General features: G+C 63.6%; 16 protein-coding genes. 8 read left to right on the top strand and 8 right to left on the bottom strand.

Annotation, left to right across the window (positions count from 1 at the left end; genetic code table 11):
* Positions 1 to 118 precede the first annotated feature (118 nt).
* Entirely contained in the window at positions 119 to 670 is a 552-nt protein-coding gene (locus tag EB230_RS19525; RefSeq protein ID WP_056576721.1) for a hypothetical protein, read from the top strand.
* Between the two features lie 85 nt (positions 671 to 755).
* Here the strand turns inward: EB230_RS19525 and EB230_RS19520 are convergent, their stop codons facing one another.
* Positions 756 to 1022 (bottom strand): hypothetical protein, encoded by a 267-nt coding sequence (locus tag EB230_RS19520; protein WP_019858327.1) that lies wholly within the window; start codon positions 1020 to 1022, stop codon positions 756 to 758.
* Positions 1023 to 1365: 343 nt separating this feature from the next.
* Here EB230_RS19520 and EB230_RS19515 point away from each other — a divergent pair, with 343 nt between their 5' ends.
* Together EB230_RS19515 and EB230_RS19510 are read left to right on the top strand one after the other, a co-directional pair.
* Positions 1366 to 3201: a monovalent cation:proton antiporter-2 (CPA2) family protein gene (locus EB230_RS19515; protein ID WP_056576718.1), complete on the top strand. Its 1836-nt coding sequence runs from the start codon at positions 1366 to 1368 to the stop codon at positions 3199 to 3201.
* Between the two features lie 14 nt (positions 3202 to 3215).
* Positions 3216 to 3761 (top strand): DUF924 family protein, encoded by a 546-nt coding sequence (locus EB230_RS19510; RefSeq protein WP_172373661.1) that lies wholly within the window; start codon positions 3216 to 3218, stop codon positions 3759 to 3761.
* Positions 3762 to 3830: 69 nt separating this feature from the next.
* Here EB230_RS19510 and folK read toward each other — a convergent pair whose 3' ends face one another.
* The 3 genes from folK to folP form a co-directional block, all read right to left on the bottom strand.
* A complete protein-coding gene (folK, locus tag EB230_RS19505) occupies positions 3831 to 4343 on the bottom strand; it encodes a 2-amino-4-hydroxy-6-hydroxymethyldihydropteridine diphosphokinase (protein ID WP_056576712.1) in 513 nt (170 codons plus the stop codon).
* A complete protein-coding gene (gene folB / locus EB230_RS19500; protein ID WP_056576709.1) occupies positions 4327 to 4686 on the bottom strand; it encodes a dihydroneopterin aldolase in 360 nt (119 codons plus the stop codon). Before folB ends, folK begins: the two co-directional genes overlap by 17 nt.
* Positions 4687 to 4757: 71 nt before the next feature.
* On the bottom strand, positions 4758 to 5642 hold the full coding sequence (gene folP / locus EB230_RS19495) for a dihydropteroate synthase (protein ID WP_172373659.1): 885 nt from the start codon (positions 5640 to 5642) through the stop codon (positions 4758 to 4760).
* A 99-nt stretch (positions 5643 to 5741) separates the two neighbouring features.
* Here folP and EB230_RS19490 point away from each other — a divergent pair, with 99 nt between their 5' ends.
* Positions 5742 to 6365, top strand: coding sequence for a DUF922 domain-containing Zn-dependent protease (locus tag EB230_RS19490; RefSeq protein ID WP_056576702.1), 624 nt, complete (start codon positions 5742 to 5744; stop codon positions 6363 to 6365).
* A 231-nt stretch (positions 6366 to 6596) separates the two neighbouring features.
* The gene (locus tag EB230_RS19485; protein ID WP_172373655.1) at positions 6597 to 8072 is read left to right on the top strand and encodes an MDR family MFS transporter; all 1476 of its coding nucleotides are present in this window, start codon (positions 6597 to 6599) and stop codon (positions 8070 to 8072) included.
* A 102-nt stretch (positions 8073 to 8174) separates the two neighbouring features.
* On the opposite strand, the gene EB230_RS19480 is transcribed toward EB230_RS19485, so the two are convergent.
* The 3 genes from EB230_RS19480 to EB230_RS19470 form a co-directional block, all read right to left on the bottom strand.
* The gene (locus EB230_RS19480; protein WP_056576698.1) at positions 8175 to 9212 is read right to left on the bottom strand and encodes an NAD(P)/FAD-dependent oxidoreductase; all 1038 of its coding nucleotides are present in this window, start codon (positions 9210 to 9212) and stop codon (positions 8175 to 8177) included.
* 80 nt (positions 9213 to 9292) lie between these two features.
* Positions 9293 to 9613: a 2Fe-2S iron-sulfur cluster-binding protein gene (locus tag EB230_RS19475; RefSeq protein ID WP_056576695.1), complete on the bottom strand. Its 321-nt coding sequence runs from the start codon at positions 9611 to 9613 to the stop codon at positions 9293 to 9295.
* A 99-nt stretch (positions 9614 to 9712) separates the two neighbouring features.
* A complete protein-coding gene (locus EB230_RS19470) occupies positions 9713 to 10081 on the bottom strand; it encodes an Hpt domain-containing protein (protein ID WP_056576692.1) in 369 nt (122 codons plus the stop codon).
* 275 nt (positions 10082 to 10356) lie between these two features.
* Between EB230_RS19470 and EB230_RS32680 the strand changes: the two genes are divergently transcribed.
* From EB230_RS32680 to EB230_RS19460, 3 genes are all read left to right on the top strand, one after another.
* Complete coding sequence (locus EB230_RS32680; protein WP_246738821.1) at positions 10357 to 10632, top strand: hypothetical protein; 276 nt, start codon at positions 10357 to 10359, stop codon at positions 10630 to 10632.
* A 10-nt stretch (positions 10633 to 10642) separates the two neighbouring features.
* Positions 10643 to 16861, top strand: a complete 6219-nt coding sequence (locus EB230_RS19465) for a kinesin (protein ID WP_246738820.1) — start codon at positions 10643 to 10645, stop codon at positions 16859 to 16861.
* Between the two features lie 184 nt (positions 16862 to 17045).
* The gene (locus tag EB230_RS19460; protein WP_056576684.1) at positions 17046 to 17660 is read left to right on the top strand and encodes a 3'-5' exonuclease; all 615 of its coding nucleotides are present in this window, start codon (positions 17046 to 17048) and stop codon (positions 17658 to 17660) included.
* Between the two features lie 35 nt (positions 17661 to 17695).
* Here EB230_RS19460 and EB230_RS19455 read toward each other — a convergent pair whose 3' ends face one another.
* On the bottom strand, positions 17696 to 18292 hold the full coding sequence (locus EB230_RS19455; RefSeq protein WP_172373654.1) for an ABC-type transport auxiliary lipoprotein family protein: 597 nt from the start codon (positions 18290 to 18292) through the stop codon (positions 17696 to 17698).
* Between the last annotated feature and the right edge of the window lie 69 nt (positions 18293 to 18361).

Raw genomic sequence — 18361 nt, 5'->3', positions numbered from 1 at the left:
TGCTCTTCCCGACGACGAGCCGATTGCGGTTTCGACACCCCGCAGTGACGAAGCATTAACCAATTTTCTTCATGGTCAAACCGGTTCCAAACAGCCTCTTTGTTGCCGGGTGTCGTCGATGAAAAGCGTAATTCTGTCCAGCATCTTGCCCCTGGCCGTCGCGATCACAGCAGTCGTCGGTGTCGCCTCGGGGGCTTCCGCCGCGGAGCCGGACAAGCAGTTCTTTCAGTCGGCCGAAGGCAAATGGGTCGGTCCGGGCGAAATCATCGCCGGCAAGTACAAGGGCACGAAATTCAACTGCAGCTTCACCGGCTCCACGCCCGACGGCAAGATGGGCATGACGCTGGATGGCGGCTGCCGGGTCGGCGTGTTCACCCAGCCAATGTCGGCCAAGATCGAGCGCAAGGGCCGCGACTACAAGGGCTCCTTCATGGGCGGCTCGGCCGGTGCAGGCCTCGATATCATCGGCGGCAATGTTGTCGATGCCCGCAAGGTGGTCTTCACCATCAACCGTAATCAGTTGCGCGGCGTCATGCAGGCTCGCATCCCCGACGACAATTCGATGACCGTGACGGTTGCCGTGCGTGTCCAGGACCAGCTGGTGCCGGTCATCGGCATGAGCCTGAAGCGCGTCGATGCCGTCGAAGTCGGCTCCATCGCACCTAACTGAGCGCGCATCGCGCCGTAATACACCTCAAAAACAAAGAGGCGGCGGCCCATCGCCACCGCCTCCTTTGAAACAGTCGAACCGGGCGTCAGCCCTTGATCGCTGCCGTCACCTCGTCATAGGCCTTGCAGGCGTCGGCAAGTGTCGTGGTGCCCTGGTACTTGGTTGTCACCGCCTGGACCTTGGCGGTCAGGTCAGCTGCCTTGGACGGGTCCTTGGTGATCGCTTCCTGCAGTGCGGCAGCCATGTCCTGCGCCTTCTTGGTGGCAATCTCGGCCGTGCATTCCGGTGCCTTCGAACAGGCCGAACCGGCAAGCACCGCCAGGCCGACGGCAACAAGCAAAAACTTCTTCATGTCAGTCATCTCCTCAAAAGGGCGCGACTTGATCGTCGCTCACCCTCCAATGGCCGAAGCCGAGCGTGCTCTAACCCTCGATTGTGGCAAGATGCAACTCGGCCTCGGCCTCAACTTGTGTAACGCGCCTGCAATATCGTCCGGGCTGGATTCAGGCTGTTCGATCCGCACCAGAACCCCTATCTTTCCGGCCAGGCGCGAGACCTGAAAATCGGAATCGATTTTCGGATCGGATCATGCGCAAAATCAAAGTGCTACGGCGTCCCAGCGCATCCTTCGATCCGCGCGCCGCCAGGGTTTTGACCGCATCGGCTGCGGTCCTTGAACAAACGGAACGGTGGGAATGGCGGTAGAAACATCAGGCAGCGATCTCATTCAGGTGGTGGCGCTGCTTGCCGCGGGGGTCGTCGCCGTCCCGATCTTCAAGCGCATGGGCCTCGGCTCGATCCTTGGCTATCTGGCAGCCGGCGTGGTGATCGGCCCGTTCGGCATCGGCGTCTTTTCCGAATCGGGCGCCATCCTCCACGTCGCCGAACTCGGCGTCGTGATGTTCCTGTTCATCATCGGACTGGAAATGCAGCCGTCACGGCTATGGGGCCTGCGGCGCGAAATCTTCGGCCTCGGCGCGCTCCAGGTCGGGATCTGCGCGGTCCTTTTGACCGGCGTGGGAATGGCCGGAGGTTTTTCGATCGCGCAATCCTTCGTGGCCGGAGCCGGTTTCGTGCTGACCTCGACGGCGATCGTCATGCAGCTTCTGGAGGAACGCGGGGAAATCGCCTCGCCGAAAGGCCAGCGCATCGTCTCCATCCTGCTGCTGGAAGATCTGGCCATCGTGCCGCTGCTGGCCCTGATCGCGTTCCTTGCGCCCGGCGGCGCCGACACCAGCCTGTCGGAAAGACTGACCGAGGTCGGCATCGGCCTTGCGGCGATCGTCGGACTGGTGCTGGCCGGACGCTATCTGCTCAATCCCTTCTTCCGCATCTTGGCGGACGCCCGTGCTCGCGAGGTGATGACGGCGGCGGCCCTTCTGGTCGTGCTCGGATCGGCACTCGCCATGCAGCTCAGCGGCCTGTCGATGGCGATGGGAGCGTTCCTGGCCGGCGTTCTTCTGTCCGAATCGACCTTCCGCCATCAGCTCGAGGCCGACATCGAACCGTTCCGCGGCATCCTGCTCGGCCTGTTCTTCCTTGCCGTCGGCATGTCGCTCGACCTTCATGTCGTGGCCGCGAACTGGAAGCTGATTGCCGTCTACGTCGTCGCCTACATGGTGATGAAGGCGCTTGGCATCTACATCGTCGCCCGCATCCTCAAAACCGGCCATCGCGAAGCGCTCGAACGCGCCGTCTTCATGGCGCAAGGTGGTGAATTCGCTTTCGTCCTCTACTCAGCCGCCGCTGCCGTTGGCATCATCGACGGCCAGGCCAACGCGACCCTGACGGCGATCGTCATCATCTCCATGGTGCTGACGCCGCTGGCGATCATCGCCTTGCGGTATGTCACCCCGCGCGACGAGCAATCGCTCGACGGGGTCGATATCGCCGACGGCCTGACTGGCAGCGTGCTGATCATCGGCTTCGGCCGCTTCGGCCAGATCGCCAGCCAGCCGCTGCTGTTGCGCGGCATAGACGTCTCGATCATCGACAATGACGTCGAGATGATCCAGGCGGCGGCCGACTTCGGCTTCAAGGTCTATTATGGCGACGGCACGCGGCTGGATATCCTGCATGCGGCTGGCGCAGGCCGGGCACGCGCGGTGATGATCTGCGTCGACAAGGCCGATGCGGCTGTTCGCATTGCCGAGCTGATCAAGGCCGAATTTCCGCTGCTCACAGTGCTGGCCCGGGCTTTCGACCGCGGCACCGCGCTGCAGCTCATTCGTGCCGGCGTCGACTATCAGCTGCGTGAGACCTTCGAATCGGCCCTGGTTTTCGGTGGCTCGGCCCTGGAATCGCTTGGTGTTGATCCCGAAGACGTGGCTGAAACGATCGAAGACGTCAGGCGCCGCGACAACGACCGCTTCGAAACCCAGCTCGCCGAAGGCATCCGCGCCGGACAACGCTTCTTGCGGGGCAATATCGGCACGCCGATTCCGACGCCGCTCTCCACGCCGCGCCGCGCCGGTCAGGCACTCAATGAAGAGACGGCCGGCGTTCTGCACAAATCCGAAACCGCCGATTGAACAGGGAAGCATGCATGGAATTGGACAGCGGGGCCCTGTCGGTCACCAAATTCTGGCGTGACGCCGGCGAGGATGCATGGTTCGAGAAGAACGATGCCTTCGATGCCGGTTTCCGCGACCGCTTTCTTGATCTGCACTACGCCGCCGCGCGGCGCGAATGCGATGACTGGTCAGAACACGCCGAAGGCTCGCTGGCGCTGATGATCCTGCTCGACCAGTTTCCGCGCAATTGTTTTCGCGGTACGGGTCACATGTACGCCACCGACTCGCTGGCCAAGCATTTTGCTCGGAAGGCGGTCGCCGCCGGGCATGATCTGGCGCTGGACCCTGAAGTCCGCGTGTTCCTGTACTTGCCGTTCGAACATGCTGAAAACCTTGCCGACCAGGACATTTCGGTCGAACTGCACACCGCCAGGGCCGAGTTCAACCTGAAATACGCGCTGGAGCACCGCGACATCATCCAGCGCTTCGGCCGCTTTCCGCACCGTAACAGCTTGCTTGGCCGCGAAACCACGGCGGAGGAAAAGGCATTCCTGGACGCAGGCGGTTTCTCAGGCTGACGCCCGTCCATCTCCTTGTTTCGACGCAATCCCCAGGGGACAGCCGTCTCACATTTTCCTGAAATTGCTTCAGGCCAGCCACCAGTCACGACCAGACGGCAATCGCTCGATGCCGGCGGCGTCCACGGCGCCCAAGCGCTCCGACACGCTTCGCCCGCCTACGGCAAGATCCGGAGCGATCTCGGCCAGCGGGGCCAGCACGAAGGCGCGCTCCAGCATGCGCGGATGTGGCACTTCCAGGCCCGTCTCGTGGATGATGCGGTCGCCGAACACCAAGATGTCGATATCGATCAGGCGCGGCCCCCAGCGCTCCTCACGCACCCGCTTCAGCTTTCGCTCGGCATCGAGGCAGAGATCGAGCAGCGCCCGCGGCGAGAGCCGGGTCGACAGTTCGGCGGCGGCGTTTAGGAAATCCGGCTGATCGAGCTTGCCCCAGGGCGGCGTGCGGTAGAGCGAGGAAACAGCGGCGACGCGCGTGTCCGTATCGGCATCGAGAATACGCAACGCCGCTGCCATCGAGGCAGCAGGGTCGCCCAGATTGCCGCCGAGGCTGAGGTATACGGTGTTACTCCGGCCAGACAACGGTCACCTCGACATAATCGAGCACGCCAGGCACCGGCGCGTTCGGCTTGCGCACGGTGATTTCGGCTCTCTTGATCTGCGGAAACCGCTCCGTCAGTGCCTTTGCCACTTCCATTGCCAGGGCCTCGATCAGGAAGCGCCGCTCGCCGGTGATGATCTTCTCGATCACAGTGAAGGCAATGCCATAGTTGACGGTTTCCCCGATGGCATCGTCGACAAGCGCGCGGCCGGGTTCGACCGACAGCACCGCGTCGACATAAAAACGCTGGCCGAGCGCCTCCTCCTCGTCGAGCACGCCATGCCGGGCAAAGAAGGCGCAATTCTTCAAGCGGATGACATACATGGCTCAGCGTCCCGATCTAGAGCGACGTGCGTCTACTTGGACGAACAAAATACGCTCTAACACTTTTGAATCTACGCATCGTGTTTTCCGAAAATCGATTCCGATTTTCGGGCCGATGCGGCGGTTTCACGCGCCAGCATAGCATCCGCCACGGCCAGCGCGTCCACGTTGATTGCGACATCATGGACGCGAAACAGATGTGCGCCCCTGAGCCTGAGAATGACGCTGGTCGCCGCCGTCCCGGCGGCACGGTCGGCCGCATCGCGGCCGGTGACGGTGCCGATGAAGCGTTTTCGCGAGGTGCCGGCCATCAACGGAAAGCCAAGAGCATGAAGCTCGGCAAAGCGCGCCATCAGGTCGAGATTTTCCTCGGCCGTCTCCTTGGCGAAGCCGAAGCCGGGGTCAAGCACGATGCGCTCGTCCGCAACGCCGTTCCGACGGGCGATTTCCAGCGATTTCTCCAGGAAGGCGAATTGGTCGGCGATCACGTCGGGCAGCTTTTCGCGATCCCGGCCCGTGTGCATGATGATGAGCCCGGCGCCGGTTTCGGCGGCGACCCGCGCAATGTCGGGCTCGCGCTGCAAACCCCAGACATCGTTGACGACATGCGCGCCGGCAGCCACCGCAAGCCGAGCGGTCTCGGCACGATAGGTGTCGACCGAAATCAGCACCTCGCCGGAACGTGCCAGCGCCTCGATCACCGGCAGGACACGCGCCTGTTCCTCGCTGGCCGATATCGCGGCAGCGCCCGGCCGGGTCGATTCTCCACCAACATCGATGATCCTGGCCCCTTCGTCGACCATGCGACGTGCCTGGGCCAGTGCCGCCTCGGGAGCATCAAACAGGCCACCGTCGGAAAAGCTGTCGGGAGTGACGTTGAGGATCCCGACGACCACGGCCTTGCTGTCAAGGTCGAGATGGCGCCCATGGGCCAGCTGCCATCGCCCCGCCGTCATTGCTCATCAACCATGGGTTCATCAATGATGTGTGATCCGCAAAGGATCAATTCCGTTGCGTTGGCAACGGCCGTAAAGCAAGGTGGTCGAAGAGGCAATATGATGAAACGAACCCTGCTCTGCGCGCTGCTGCTTGCTGTGACAACCGCCATCCCGGCGGGCGCGGCAAATGTGGTGAAAACATACAGCTATTTTTCCATTGGCGGCAGCACGCTCGAGGATATCGAGAAGCAGCTCTCCAAACACGGGCCGCAGGTCAAAAGCACGGGCTCGCGCCATCCCGGCGCCACCCAGATGGCCTTCACCACCCGTATCAGCTACGCCCGGCAGGCTGGCTCCTGCCGGATCGCCGACGCGGTCGTGACCCTCAAGGTCAAGGTAATCCTTCCGGAATGGCGCCGCCCGCGCAACGCGGATGCCGATGTCAAGCTGTTCTGGGATACGCTGGCTGCCGACATCAAGCGCCACGAAGAACGCCATGTCGAGATCGCCAAGAATCATGCCCGCGAGCTGGAAGACGCGTTGAAGGCGACCTATCCCCGGAAGGATTGCGATGCGGCCAAGGCCAAGGCGGCCGAGATCACCGCCGCCGTCCTCGCCAGGCACGACCGCGCCCAGGTGCAGTTCGACCGCGTCGAAAGCGTCAATTTCGAAAGCCGTATCCTGCGGCTCATGCGCTATCGCATCGAGCGCATCCAGAATGGCCAGTTGCCGCCGGCCTGAATTTCGCGGGCGCACCGAGTGGCACCGACGCAGGCCAATCGGGCCGAAGCGTAATGCCAGCTTCGAAAAATTTTCGAACGGCAGTCGAAATCGGCCTATACGGAACGACATATCACGGGTTGGCAGGGCACAACCCTCCAAGCACGGGCATCACGGCCGATCGCGCGGCGCACCCACCAGACAAGCCCAATCGGTGATCCGGACAGCGCGCGAGCACATGGACAAAAGACTATGGACCAGGCTGTCGAAAAGCAGACCATCGCGGCTGCCGCAACACCGCTGACCGAGGCCGAAAAGAACGCCATCATCGGCGGCGTGCTTCTGTCGATGCTGCTGGCGGCGCTCGACCAGACCATCGTCGCGCCGGCAATGCCGACCATCGGGCATGCGCTTGGCCATGCGCAATATCTGCCCTGGATCGTCACCGGCTACCTGCTGACCGCGACCGCCATGGCGCCGCTCTACGGCAAGATCTCGGACGTCCATGGCCGTCGCCCAACGGTCTATGCCGCGATCCTGATCTTTCTTCTGGGATCGCTTGTCAGCGCGATGGCTCCCAACATGTTGGTGCTGGTGGTCGGGCGCGCCATCCAGGGCGCCGGCGGCGGTGGCCTGTTCGCCCTGGCGCAAACCGTGATCGGTGACCTTGTGCCGCCCAGAGAGCGGGCACGGTACGCGGCCTGGATTTCGGGGACCTGGGCGGTCGCCAGCATCGCCGGGCCACTGTTGGGCGGCACATTCGCCGAACACCTGCACTGGTCGCTGATCTTCTGGATCAACATCCCGCTCGGCATCGCCGCGATGGCCATCATCAACAAGCCGCTGAGGAAGCTGCCGGTCGCGGCAAAGCGGCATCGCATAGACGGACTTGGCGCGCTGCTTCTGATCGCGGCCACCGCCCTGCTGCTTCTTGCCTTGAACTGGGGCGGCAGCGAATATCCGTGGCTGTCGCGCGAAATCCTCGGGCTGGTGGCGAGCTCGGCCATCATCTGGTGTGCGTTCGCGCTGCGGCTGTTGCGCGCTGCCGAGCCGCTGATCTCGCTTGAAGTGCTCTCCAACCCCATCGTTCTTGGGGGCACGCTTTCCCTGTTCCTCCTGCAGGCCTCCAATATCGGGCTGTCGGTCTATCTGCCGGTCTACCTGCAATCGGTCATCGGCTTGTCTGCAAGCGAATCCGGCACCGCCCTGCTGGGGCTGATGCTGGGCACGGTTGCCGGCGCGACATTCAGCGGGCGCACCATCCCACGCTTCGTCCACTACAAGCGGATCGCCATGATCGGGTTGGCCTTCGCCGCCGTGTGTCTCGCCATCCTCACGCTTGTGGCCGGGCAGGCCTCGCTGCTGGTCGTCGAGATCCTGACGACATGCATCGGCATTGGCAGCGGCACCACCTTTCCGGTCGCCACGGTGTCGGTCCAGAACGCGGTCGACCCCAAGCATCTCGGCGTCGCCACCGGCGTGATGACGTTCCTGCGCTCGCTGGGCAGCGCGCTCGGCGTGGCGATCCTAGGTGCCGTCGCGCTGGGTAACGGCCTGCCGCTGGCTGGCGAAGGCGCCCAGGCGGGCGGAGCCGTGGCTGGGACTTCGGCTTTCTGGGTGATCTTCGCAGCCGCCGTGGTGATGCTGATACTGGCGCTTCTGACGCTCAGCCTGATGCCGGAAAAGCCGCTGCGCGGCCGGCCCGAAGCCCCTGTACTGGCGGACTAGACTGGAGCAATTCCACGAAAGTGCGACACGCCTTCCCTTGCGAATTGCGTTAAATCAAGGAGATAGGGCGTCTTTCTCGTTTCCGCGAAACAGTGAAACGCCCTAGGAAGCGTCCACCACGCCGAGCTTCTTCTGCAGGCTCGTGGACGAGGTCGTGTACTGGAACACGATGCGTTCGCCGGGACTGATGATGCGCTTGGCGGCCTGCGCCATCAGCGCCACTTCATGGAAGCCCGACAGGATCAGCTTCAGCTTGCCCGGATACCAGTTGATGTCGCCGACCGCGAAAATGCCGGGCACCGATGTCTGGAACTTCTCGGTGTCGACCGGAATCAGGTTCTCGTGGAGATTGAGCCCCCATTCCGCGATCGGGCCAAGCTTCATGGTCAAGCCGAAGAAGGGCAGCATGCGCGTGCATGGCACTTCGATATCGCCGTCCGGACCGCCCTTGATGGTGGCCGACGACAGTTGGCCGTCGGCGCCGGCCAGGCCAGTCACCTGGCCGACCCTGAATTCCAGCTGCTTCATCTCCTGCATGGCGTACATCTTGTTGACGCTGTCGGGCGCGGCGCGGAATTCAGGGCGCCGATGGACCAGCGTCACGCTTTTCGCCACGGGCTGCAGGTTCAGTGTCCAGTCCAGCGCCGAATCGCCGCCACCGACGATGACGAGGTCGTGACCGCGAAAATCCTCCATCCGGCGCACCGAATAGAAGACGCTCTTGCCCTCATAGGGCTCGATGCCGGGAATCGGCGGGCGCTTCGGCTGGAACGAGCCGCCGCCAGCGGCGATGACCACCACCTTGGCCTCGAACACCTCGTCCTCGTCCGTGGTCACGCGAAAGCTGCCGTCCTCCAGCTTCTCCAGGCTGGAGACCATGCGATTGTAGGTGAAGTCAGGCTTGAACGGATGGATCTGCTCGAGCAGCTTGTCGACCAGCCCTTGCGCCGAGATCGAAGGCCAGCCGGGGATGTCGTAGATCGGCTTTTCCGGATAAAGCTCAGCGCATTGGCCCCCTGGCTTGTCGAGAATGTCGATCAGGTGGCATTTCATGTCGAACAGGCCGAGCTCGAACACGGCAAACAGCCCGACGGGCCCCGCTCCGACAATGAGGACGTCTGTGCTGATGATCCCGGTCATGCGCTATGCCTCGCTGCTGGATTGGCGTGAGACTGCATGACCACCGCCCCGCTGCCAAGCGGCAGCTGGAAAAATCGGCTTCAGCCCTGCCGTTCAGGCACCCGCACCACCAGACCGTCGAGCGCGTCGCGCACCTTGATCTGGCAGGACAGCCGCGAATTCGGCTGGACGTCATAGGCGAAGTCCAGCATATCCTCCTCCATCGCCTCGGGCTCGCCGACCTCCGCCGTCCATGCCTCGTCGACATAGACATGGCAGGTGGCGCAGGCGCAGGCGCCACCGCACTCGGCCTCGATCCCGGGTACGGCGTTGCGGATGGCGTTTTCCATCACCGTCGAGCCGTTATCGGCATCCACGTCAAAATGTGTGCCGTCATGGGCGATGAAGGTCAGTTTGGTCATTTGTCACCTGAAGGGAGTTTCAGCCGAGATAATCACTCCGGCAAACAAGTCAACTGCCGCGCGAAAGCGGCGCTCGGTGACGTTTTTCCACAAACCGGGTCAGCGATTGATCGCGGCGATGAAATCGCGCACTTCGTCGATCAGCGTGCCGAGCCGCTTGAGCGTCTGGCTGTCTTCCGGCCGCCGCTCGATCTCGGTAGCGCAATCGGCAATGGCGAAGGCGCCGACGCCGCGAGCCGAGCCCTTCAACCCGTGAGCCAGCAAAAGCCGGTCCTTGAGATCGGCGTCGACTATTTTGTCGCGCACGGACAGCGCCTGCTGTACAAACAGCGCCAGCACCTCCTGCTCAAGAGCGCGATCGCCCATCGTCTGCCGGGCAAGGTGTGCCAAATCGACCGGTCGGGACTGCCTGGTTCCCGATACGTCGCCCCCGGGCATTGAGAAGGCAATGCCGCTTTCGCCACGCATGAACTCGAACTCCGTTTTCTTCGGCCGCCTGAAAAACTAGGCGAATCCAATGGACAACGGGTTAATGAATGGCCCGGAAAAATGTTGCGAAAACGGCGCCCAAATCACGCTTCCGTTAACCTTATATTTAAAGTTTTACGTATCCCGCGGAATGCATGTTTTCTTTACCCCCCTGTGTCATTACGATACGAGGGGTCCATTTTCAGCCTCCTGCGCGGGGGTAAGACAAACACAATCATATAAGCCCGCGGCAGCTAGTACAGGGTAGCGAAGGCATGGCGAAGAAACCAACGACGAACACGAGAACTCTCGACAACGACGTAGCCAGGGAACTGGAAAAAGCGCTCGATCTCGACCTCAGCGGCGACATCGGTAGCGGCGATCTCGATATCGCGGCTTCGATGGAAGATCTGGAAGCGCAGATATCCCAGGCCGCCGACGAGCTGGCTCGCGAAGGACGCAACCAGAATCCGGCCCCGCCGCCCCTCAGGCGCCGTGGCCAGGCCCCGCGACCAATCAGGCCGCAGCCCGCGCCAGGCCAAGCCCGCTGAACTGCGCCCCGTGGAGACACGCAATGGCAATGGCACGCAGCCCGCGGGCTTTGCGCCGGCCAACGACGATCGTCAGAAGGATTACAAGACCCTCCTGCACAGCCTCAACAGGCGGGCTTCCAACACCGTCTACTGGATCATCGCGTTTGTCTCGCTTGCCTGGATCGCGGGTGCCGGTGCGCTCGCCAACCTGCTGTTCGGACCGAGCATCTGGCGTATCGGCACGCTCGACCAGTTCCTTGCCCGCCCCGAACTGATTGGCCTCGCCGTCGCGGCGATCGTGCCGATCATCCTGTTCTGGGCCTTCGCGGCCATGATTCGCCGCGCCCAGGACATGCGCATTGCCGCACAGTCGATGACGGAAGTCGCCTTCCGCCTGACCGAGCCGGAAAACATGGCGCAGGATCGCGTGATGATGATCGGCCAGGCTGTTCGCCGCGAAGTGGCGGCCATGGGCGAAGGCATCGAACGCACGCTTGCCCGCGCCGTTGAACTGGAAACGCTGGTCCACAGCGAAGTCAACCAGATCGAGCGCTCCTATTCGGAAAACGAAACCCGCATCCGTTCGCTGGTGGACGGGCTCGGCAGCGAGCGCGAGGCGGTCGTCACCCATGCCGAGCGGGTCCGCGCCTCTATTTCGGGTGCGCATGAGACGCTCAGGGATGAAATCGGCGCTGCCAGCGACATCATCCGCGACTCGATCCTCAACGCCTCGACCAAGCTGTCGATGACGATCACCAATTCCGGCGACACGCTGATCGACCGCATCAATGAAAGCTCGATGTCGATTTTCGATTCGGTGGAAGGCCGGCTCGACAGCATCACCGACAGGCTTACGACCTCCGGCGAGGCCTTCGCCAGCCTGCTCGACACGCGCATTGCCAAACTGACGGACACGACGGACGGCCTGACCCGGTCGCTGACCGATCTGCTCGACGATCGCACCACCGGCATGGTGTCGCTGCTTGGCGGCGCCGCGCGCACCCTCAATTCGGAGTTCGAAGCCAGCCTCAACGGCATCGAGCGCACGCTGGCCGAACGCGGCCAGGCGCTGATCAGCGAATTCCAGACCCGCGCCGAAGCACTGGACACGGGCACGCAGAAGCTCAATGCCGCGCTCGAGGCGCGAGCCCGTCAGATCAACGAGACACTGGTCGAGCGCGCCCGCGAAATCGCCCACACTTTCGCCGAGAGCAGGGATACGCTGAGCGCGATGATCGATCAGGGCAAGACCCAGATCGGCGCAGACATGGCCGACATCGTCACCTCGACATCGAGCATGCTGGAGGCACGCGCCAGCGACTTCGCCGGGCGCATGGAAGCGGCGCGCCACGTCGTCTCGCGCTCCTTCGACAGCGACATCCAACGACTCGCCGACGCTCGCGTCGGCATCGAGGAAGCCGTCGAAAACCACAGCCGCAAGCTTTCCGAAAGCCGCGAACGCATGGCGGCCGCCATGGAGGCGGATCTCGCGAAATTCGCCGAGGGCCGCGCCGGCATCGATGCCGCCGTGACCAACCAGGTGCAGAAGCTGGCCGAAGGCCGCGCCCTCATCGCACGCGCCCTCGAGGAGGACCTGCGCAAGGTCAACGAATCGCGCGCCGCCATCGATGCATCGCTCGGTAGCCACCTCGAGAGGCTGGAAGAAGGCCGCAACCGGCTTTCACTGGCCCTCAACGAAGACTCCGGGAAACTCGTTCAAGCCCGTACGATCATTGATGAAATGGTCGCCGGGCATGTTGGAAAACTGGCTGAAGGCCGCAACATCCTCTCGCGCGCCCTGGAAGCAGATCTCGGCAAGCTGTCTGACAGCCGCGCCAGCATTGACGGGCTGGTCGCCGGCCAGGTCGAGAAGATCGCCGAAGGCCGTGCGGTGCTCGCCAAGGCGCTGGAAAACGACATTCTCGGAATCAAGAACCTGATCGAGACCCATTCGGCAAAGATGGTGGAAGACCGCACCCAGCTCGGTCGTTCGCTCGAAAACGACCTCTCGGGCATCAGGGGCCTGCTTGACGATCATTCCGGAAGGCTTGCCAACGATCGCAGCCTGCTCTCGCAAACGCTCGAAGCCGACCTTGCCAAGCTGGCCGAAAGCCGCTCGAGCATCGACGGCTTGGTCGCCGGCCAGGTCGAGAAGCTGGCCGAAGGCCGCGACATTCTCAAGCGCGCGCTGGAATCGGACCTCAACACCATCAAGGGTGTCATATCCAGCCAGTCGGAAAAGCTGGCGGAGGATCGCGGGCAGCTTTCGCGGGTCCTGGAGGCCGACCTGCAGAATGTGAACAGTGTCATCGCCGACCACATGAACAGGCTGGTTCAGGATCGTTCGACCTTGTCGAAGGCCCTCGAGGACGACCTCGCCAAGCTTGCCGACAGCCGCTCCAGCATCGATGGTCTGGTCGCAGGCCAGGTGGAGAAACTGGCCGAAGGCCGCGACATTCTCAAACGCGCGCTCGAGGCCGACCTCAACACGATCAAGAACACCGTTGTCGACCAGTCGCAGAAACTGGTCGACGACCGCGCCCAGTTCGCCAAGGCGCTCGAAGCCGATCTCGAAAGCGTCAACAGCCTCGTCAACAGCCATTCCGAGCGGCTTGTCCAGGATCGCTCAACCCTGTCGAAGGCGCTGGAAGTCGACCTCGAAAGCGTCAACAGCCTCGTCAACAGCCATGCCGAGCGTCTGGTCCAGGAGCGCTCGACCCTGTCGAAGGCGCTGGAGGCCGATCTCGACAGCGTCAGCGGCCTGGTCGCTGGTCACGCCGACAGGCTTGTCCAGGAGCGCTCCACCCTGTCGAGAGCGCTCGAGGACGATCTTGCCAAACTGGCCGAAAGCCGCTCCAGCATCGATGGCTTGGTCGCCGGCCAGGTCGAAAAGCTGGCTGAAGGCCGCGACATTCTCAAGCGCGCCCTTGAAGCCGATCTCGCCAAGCTGGCCGAAAGCCGCTCCAGCATAGATGGGCTGGTCGCCGGCCAGGTCGAGAAGCTGGCCGAAGGCCGCGACATTCTCAAGCGCGCGCTGGAATCGGACCTCAACACCATCAAGGGTGTCATATCCAGCCAGTCGGAAAAGCTGGCGGAGGATCGCGGGCAGCTTTCGCGGGTCCTGGAGGCCGACCTGCAGAAGCTGACCGAAAGCCGCGGTGAGATCGATAACATCATCGCCGGCCATGTCGGCAAGCTTGCCGAGGGCCGCGACATGTTGAGCCGCGCGCTGGAAGACGATCTCGGCAAGCTCGCCCAGACCCGCAAGGACGTCGACCGCTCGCTGTCGGGCCATATCGACCAGATCGCGGCCCGGAGCACCGACATTTCGGCCGCGATCGCCGCCGATGTCGACAAGATCGAGCAGGCGTTCAGCCGTCAGACCGGCGTAATCGAGGAACGCGCCGGAACCATGGAGCGTGCGCTTTCGACAGGCGTCGACAACGTCCGCAACGTGCTTGAGAAGAGTGCGGTCTTCGTCGCCGGCGCATTGCGCGAAAAGGTCCTGGAAGTCACCAGCACGCTGCATGAGCAGGCCGGTGCTGCCTTCAGTGACGCCGACCGCAAGATCGCCGAGCGCGCTGAACAGACATCAGCCGCCCTTTTGGCGCGGGCCGAGGACATCGCCCGCACCTTCGAGGAGGCTGATCGTCGCCTCCATGCCCGTGCGGAAGATACTTCGAACGCACTGCTTGCCCGTGCGGACGACACCTCCAGCACGCTGCTGGCGCGTGCCCATGAAACCGCCGATCAGCTGGCTGCCCGCGCCGGCGAGATCGCCGGCACCTTCGACCTGGCGGACCAGAAGCTCGCCGCTCGCGCCCAGGCAACCACCGACCAGTTGGCCGCCCGGGCACAGGACACCGCGGATCATCTGGCGGCCCGTGCAAGCGAGATCGCCGGCACGTTCGACGCGGCCGACCAGAAACTGGTTGCCCGCGCCGTCGAGACGGCACAGTCGCTGGCCGCCCGCGCCGGCGACATCCTGCGCAACTTCGAAAGCGCCGACCAGCGGCTCGGCATGCGCATTGGCGAATCGGCCGAGGCGCTGGCCGCCCGCGCTTCGGACCTCGGCCGCATCTTCGATGCCGCCGACCAGCAACTGGTCTCGCGCATCGCGGAAGGCTCGGACGCCCTGTCCAGCCGTGCGTCGGAAATCGGCCGCATCTTCGATGAGGCAGACCAGCGCCTGGTCTCGCGTATCGCCGACAGCTCGTCGACGATCGGCGAACATGCGCAGACCATCGTCGGTGCTTTCGCCAACACCGAGCAGAGGGTCGCCGACCGTGCCCGCCAGACCGGCCAGGAACTGGCCGTGCATGCCCGCGAAATCGAGCAGGCGCTTGCCGGCGCCGACGAGCGTCTTGCATCGAGCGCGGCGGCCGCGGCCGCTCGAGTCGAGGAACAGATCGCGAGCGTCGAGAACCGGCTCGCCTTCACCGCCGAGACGATGGGGCAGAGGCTCAACGAACAGGTTTCGACCGCCGAGGCGCAACTCGTTTCGCGCGCCAATGTGATCGCCGAGACCTTCACCGCGGTTGGCCAGCATATCGGCCAGAGCACCAACGACGCCGCCAAGACGATCGGCGCCAACACCCGCGAACTCAACACCATGCTCGCGGCCCGCTCCGCCGAAATGTCGAGGATCCTCGACGAAACCGCCCGGCCGTTGGTCGAGCGCTTCGCCCAGGGTGGCTCGGAACTGCAGAAGAGCATGGAAGAGGTCACCGAACGCGCGACCGAGAAGCTGCGCAGCGAAAATGCCGCCCTTGTCAACGCGCTCGCCAGCCGCACCGCCGAGACCTTGTCGGCGGTCGAAGGCGCTCGCTCGTCGCTGTCAGACAGCGTTGCCGATCTTATCGGCCGCATGACCAACTCCAGCTCGCAGCTCGGTCAGCTGATCGAGCAGGCGGCGGTCAACCTCGGCCAGGTCGACGAACGCCTGACCGGCAGCACACAGAGCTTCGCGGCGACCACCGAAAAGGCGGCACAGACCTTCGCCAGCTCGGCGCGCCTGGTCGATTCGAACACCACAAGGCTGACGGAACTGTCGTCGTCGACCTTGCGCGAAGTGGCCTCGATCGCCACCAAATTCGATGAACACAGCCGTCTGCTGGCCAGTGCCTCGGACCTCTTGAGCTCTGCCCAGAGCAACCTCGAGCACACGCTGGAAAGGCAGTCGTCGCTCGAGGATCTCGCCGTCGGCCTGGTCAAGAAGTCGGAAGATCTCGAAAGGGTCATGCGCTCGTTCGAAAACCTCGTCGGCCAGACGCTGCAGAACGCCGAAGGCAAGACGCTGGAATCGGCCGACAAGATCCGCAACGCCATCACCGATGTCGTGGATTCGGCCACCAAGCGCTTCGCCGATGCGACCGAGGAGATGCGGCGCACCGCGGGCTCGATCAAGAGCGAACTCGACCTCACCCGCGCCGAGCTCAAGAAAGGCGTCATCGAGATGCCGGAAGAGGCAAAGGAATCGACCTCCGCCATCCGCCGCGCCGTTTCAGAGCAGATCAACGCCTTGAAGGAGCTTTCCGACATCGTTGCGAAGTCCGGCCGCGGCGGCGACACCTCGGAGCCGCGCACCTTGCGTCCGGCGCCGCAAGCGCCGGCCACCCGCGCTGCCGAGCCGCGTCGCGCGCCGGCGCCGCAGCAGCCCGAGCTTCGCACGCCTCAGGCGCCGCTGGGCGGCGCCGCACTGCGCGGCACGCTCGACCTCGAGCGTCCGGCTGAGGCGGCACCGCGTCAGCAACGTCCCGACGCCAACACCCGCACGCCGCAGGGCGGCTGGGTTCGTGACCTCCTGACCGCGGCGTCGAACGACGCGGATCTCAGGCCGGCGGCTGCACCCTCGGCGCCCGCGGAAGCGCCGCGCGCGGCCCCTGCGCAGCGCTCGCCACTGCATGTGGTGGAATCGCTGAACTCTCTCTCTGTCGACATTGCACGGGCCATCGACCACGACGCTTCGATCGAGCTGTGGAACCGCTATCGGCGCGGCGAGCGGGACGTGTTCACGCGCCGGCTCTACACGCTGAAGGGTCAGCAGACGTTCGACGAGATCCGCCGCAAATATCAGGGAGAGGCCGAGTTCCGCGCCGCGGTCGACCGCTACTGCGACGACTTCGAGAAACTGCTGAAGGATGTCTCGCGCAACGACCGCGACAACATCATGGCGCAGACCTATCTGACGTCGGACACCGGCAAGGTCTACACCATGCTGGCCCATGCCAGCGGCCGCTTGCACTGAGCCGGAATTGCAGGCGGGCCCCGCCCCGCCTGTAACCGCCTCAAAGCTCCGTCGCTGAAACCGTCTCGCAGCTGCGAGCCGACGCATGCGTTCGATACGCGCGCGGCGCAAAGTCCGGTTTCCCGACGGCGCGAAGAACACGGGCGAAATCCGCTGCCCTGATCCTCGATAAAAGGGGCCGACCGTGAAGACGGCAATCATATTCGACTGCGAGTTTCTCTGCCTTGAGGGTTCGCAACGCAGATTCTGGTGTGCTGCCCACGATCCCGACCCGGTCATCGCGCAGATCGGCGCCGTCAGGCTTGGGCTCGAAGACGATTTTCCGCTGCTCGGTACACACAAGGCCTATATCAGACCGATCGACCGGTTTGGCCGGGAATATGCGCTCGACCCGTTCTTCACCAAACTGACCGGCATCACCGAGGAAAACATCGAGACCGAAGGGGTCGCGCTGGGAGAAGCCCTTGCCGATATCGATCGTTTTTCCGGGGGCGCGCGATTCTGGTCCTGGGGCAAGGACGAACTGAACATGATCGCCATCAGCTGCTATGTCGCAGGCATTCAGTCTTCCATCCCGGCAACCCGGTTTGACAATGCCGTGAAGCTGCTGATCGCGGCCGGGATGCCGATCGAGGATCTGGCAAGGACGCCGAGCAACAAGCTTGCGGATTATTATGGTGTCGAACACCCGCCGTTACAGGGTCACGACGCGCTCGACGATGCGCTGTCGGTAACCTACGCCTTGCAGCACCTGATGAAGACCGGAAAACTGCGGCCGGACGTCTTCGACCGCCTGTAACATGCAGGCGTCGGTCTATCCGGCGCGCCGGGCGCTCAGATCACCGAATCGGTCCAGCGGACGATCTGCTTGGCGGCATCGCCAAACGCGGCGTCCAGCCCACTGACATAGGCGGAATTGCCACTGCCCGAAACCGGTGCGGTCGCGGTGAAGCTCTTGGACGCGCGCACTTCGCCGTTGCGGTCGTTGAGGATGCGCACGAACAGGTCGACTTCGGCGTGCTCGCCACCGTCGACGCGCACCTCGAAGGATCGGATCTCTACGATGATCTGATAATCGATCGCCAGGCCCTCGCCCGGCTTGCCAACACCGGCAAAGCTGCCCGAGCGCTGGAATGTCTCGGCGAGCCGCGCCTGCACGATCAGCGGCAGGCGGTCGGCCCATTGCGCGCCCTTCAGATACTGGATCGAGCGGTCGGAGGGCTTGATGACGATGTTCTGGCTGTCCAGCGCCTTGAGTGCCGAGGGCTGGGCGATCAGGATTTGCTTGCGGCTGTGGCCATGCGCGTCGACCGAAGGCGCCGACAACTCAAACGTGTCGAGCGGCGCGGGTCCGCCACCGGGCAACGCCGCGCAGCTGGCGAGGACCAAGGCAAGCAATGCCAGGCCCGATCTGGACACAATCGACTTCACGCGCGACCCCTGCTGTCCCCGTTATGTATCGACCTCAAAATAACCTGCACCCGCAATGACTGTTTCTGA

Source organism: Mesorhizobium sp. NZP2234 (assembly GCF_013170765.1).
Taxonomy (GTDB): domain Bacteria; phylum Pseudomonadota; class Alphaproteobacteria; order Rhizobiales; family Rhizobiaceae; genus Mesorhizobium; species Mesorhizobium loti_D.
The sequence above is the reverse complement of the archived record's forward strand: the minus strand, read 5'-3'. Positions and strand labels throughout refer to the sequence as shown.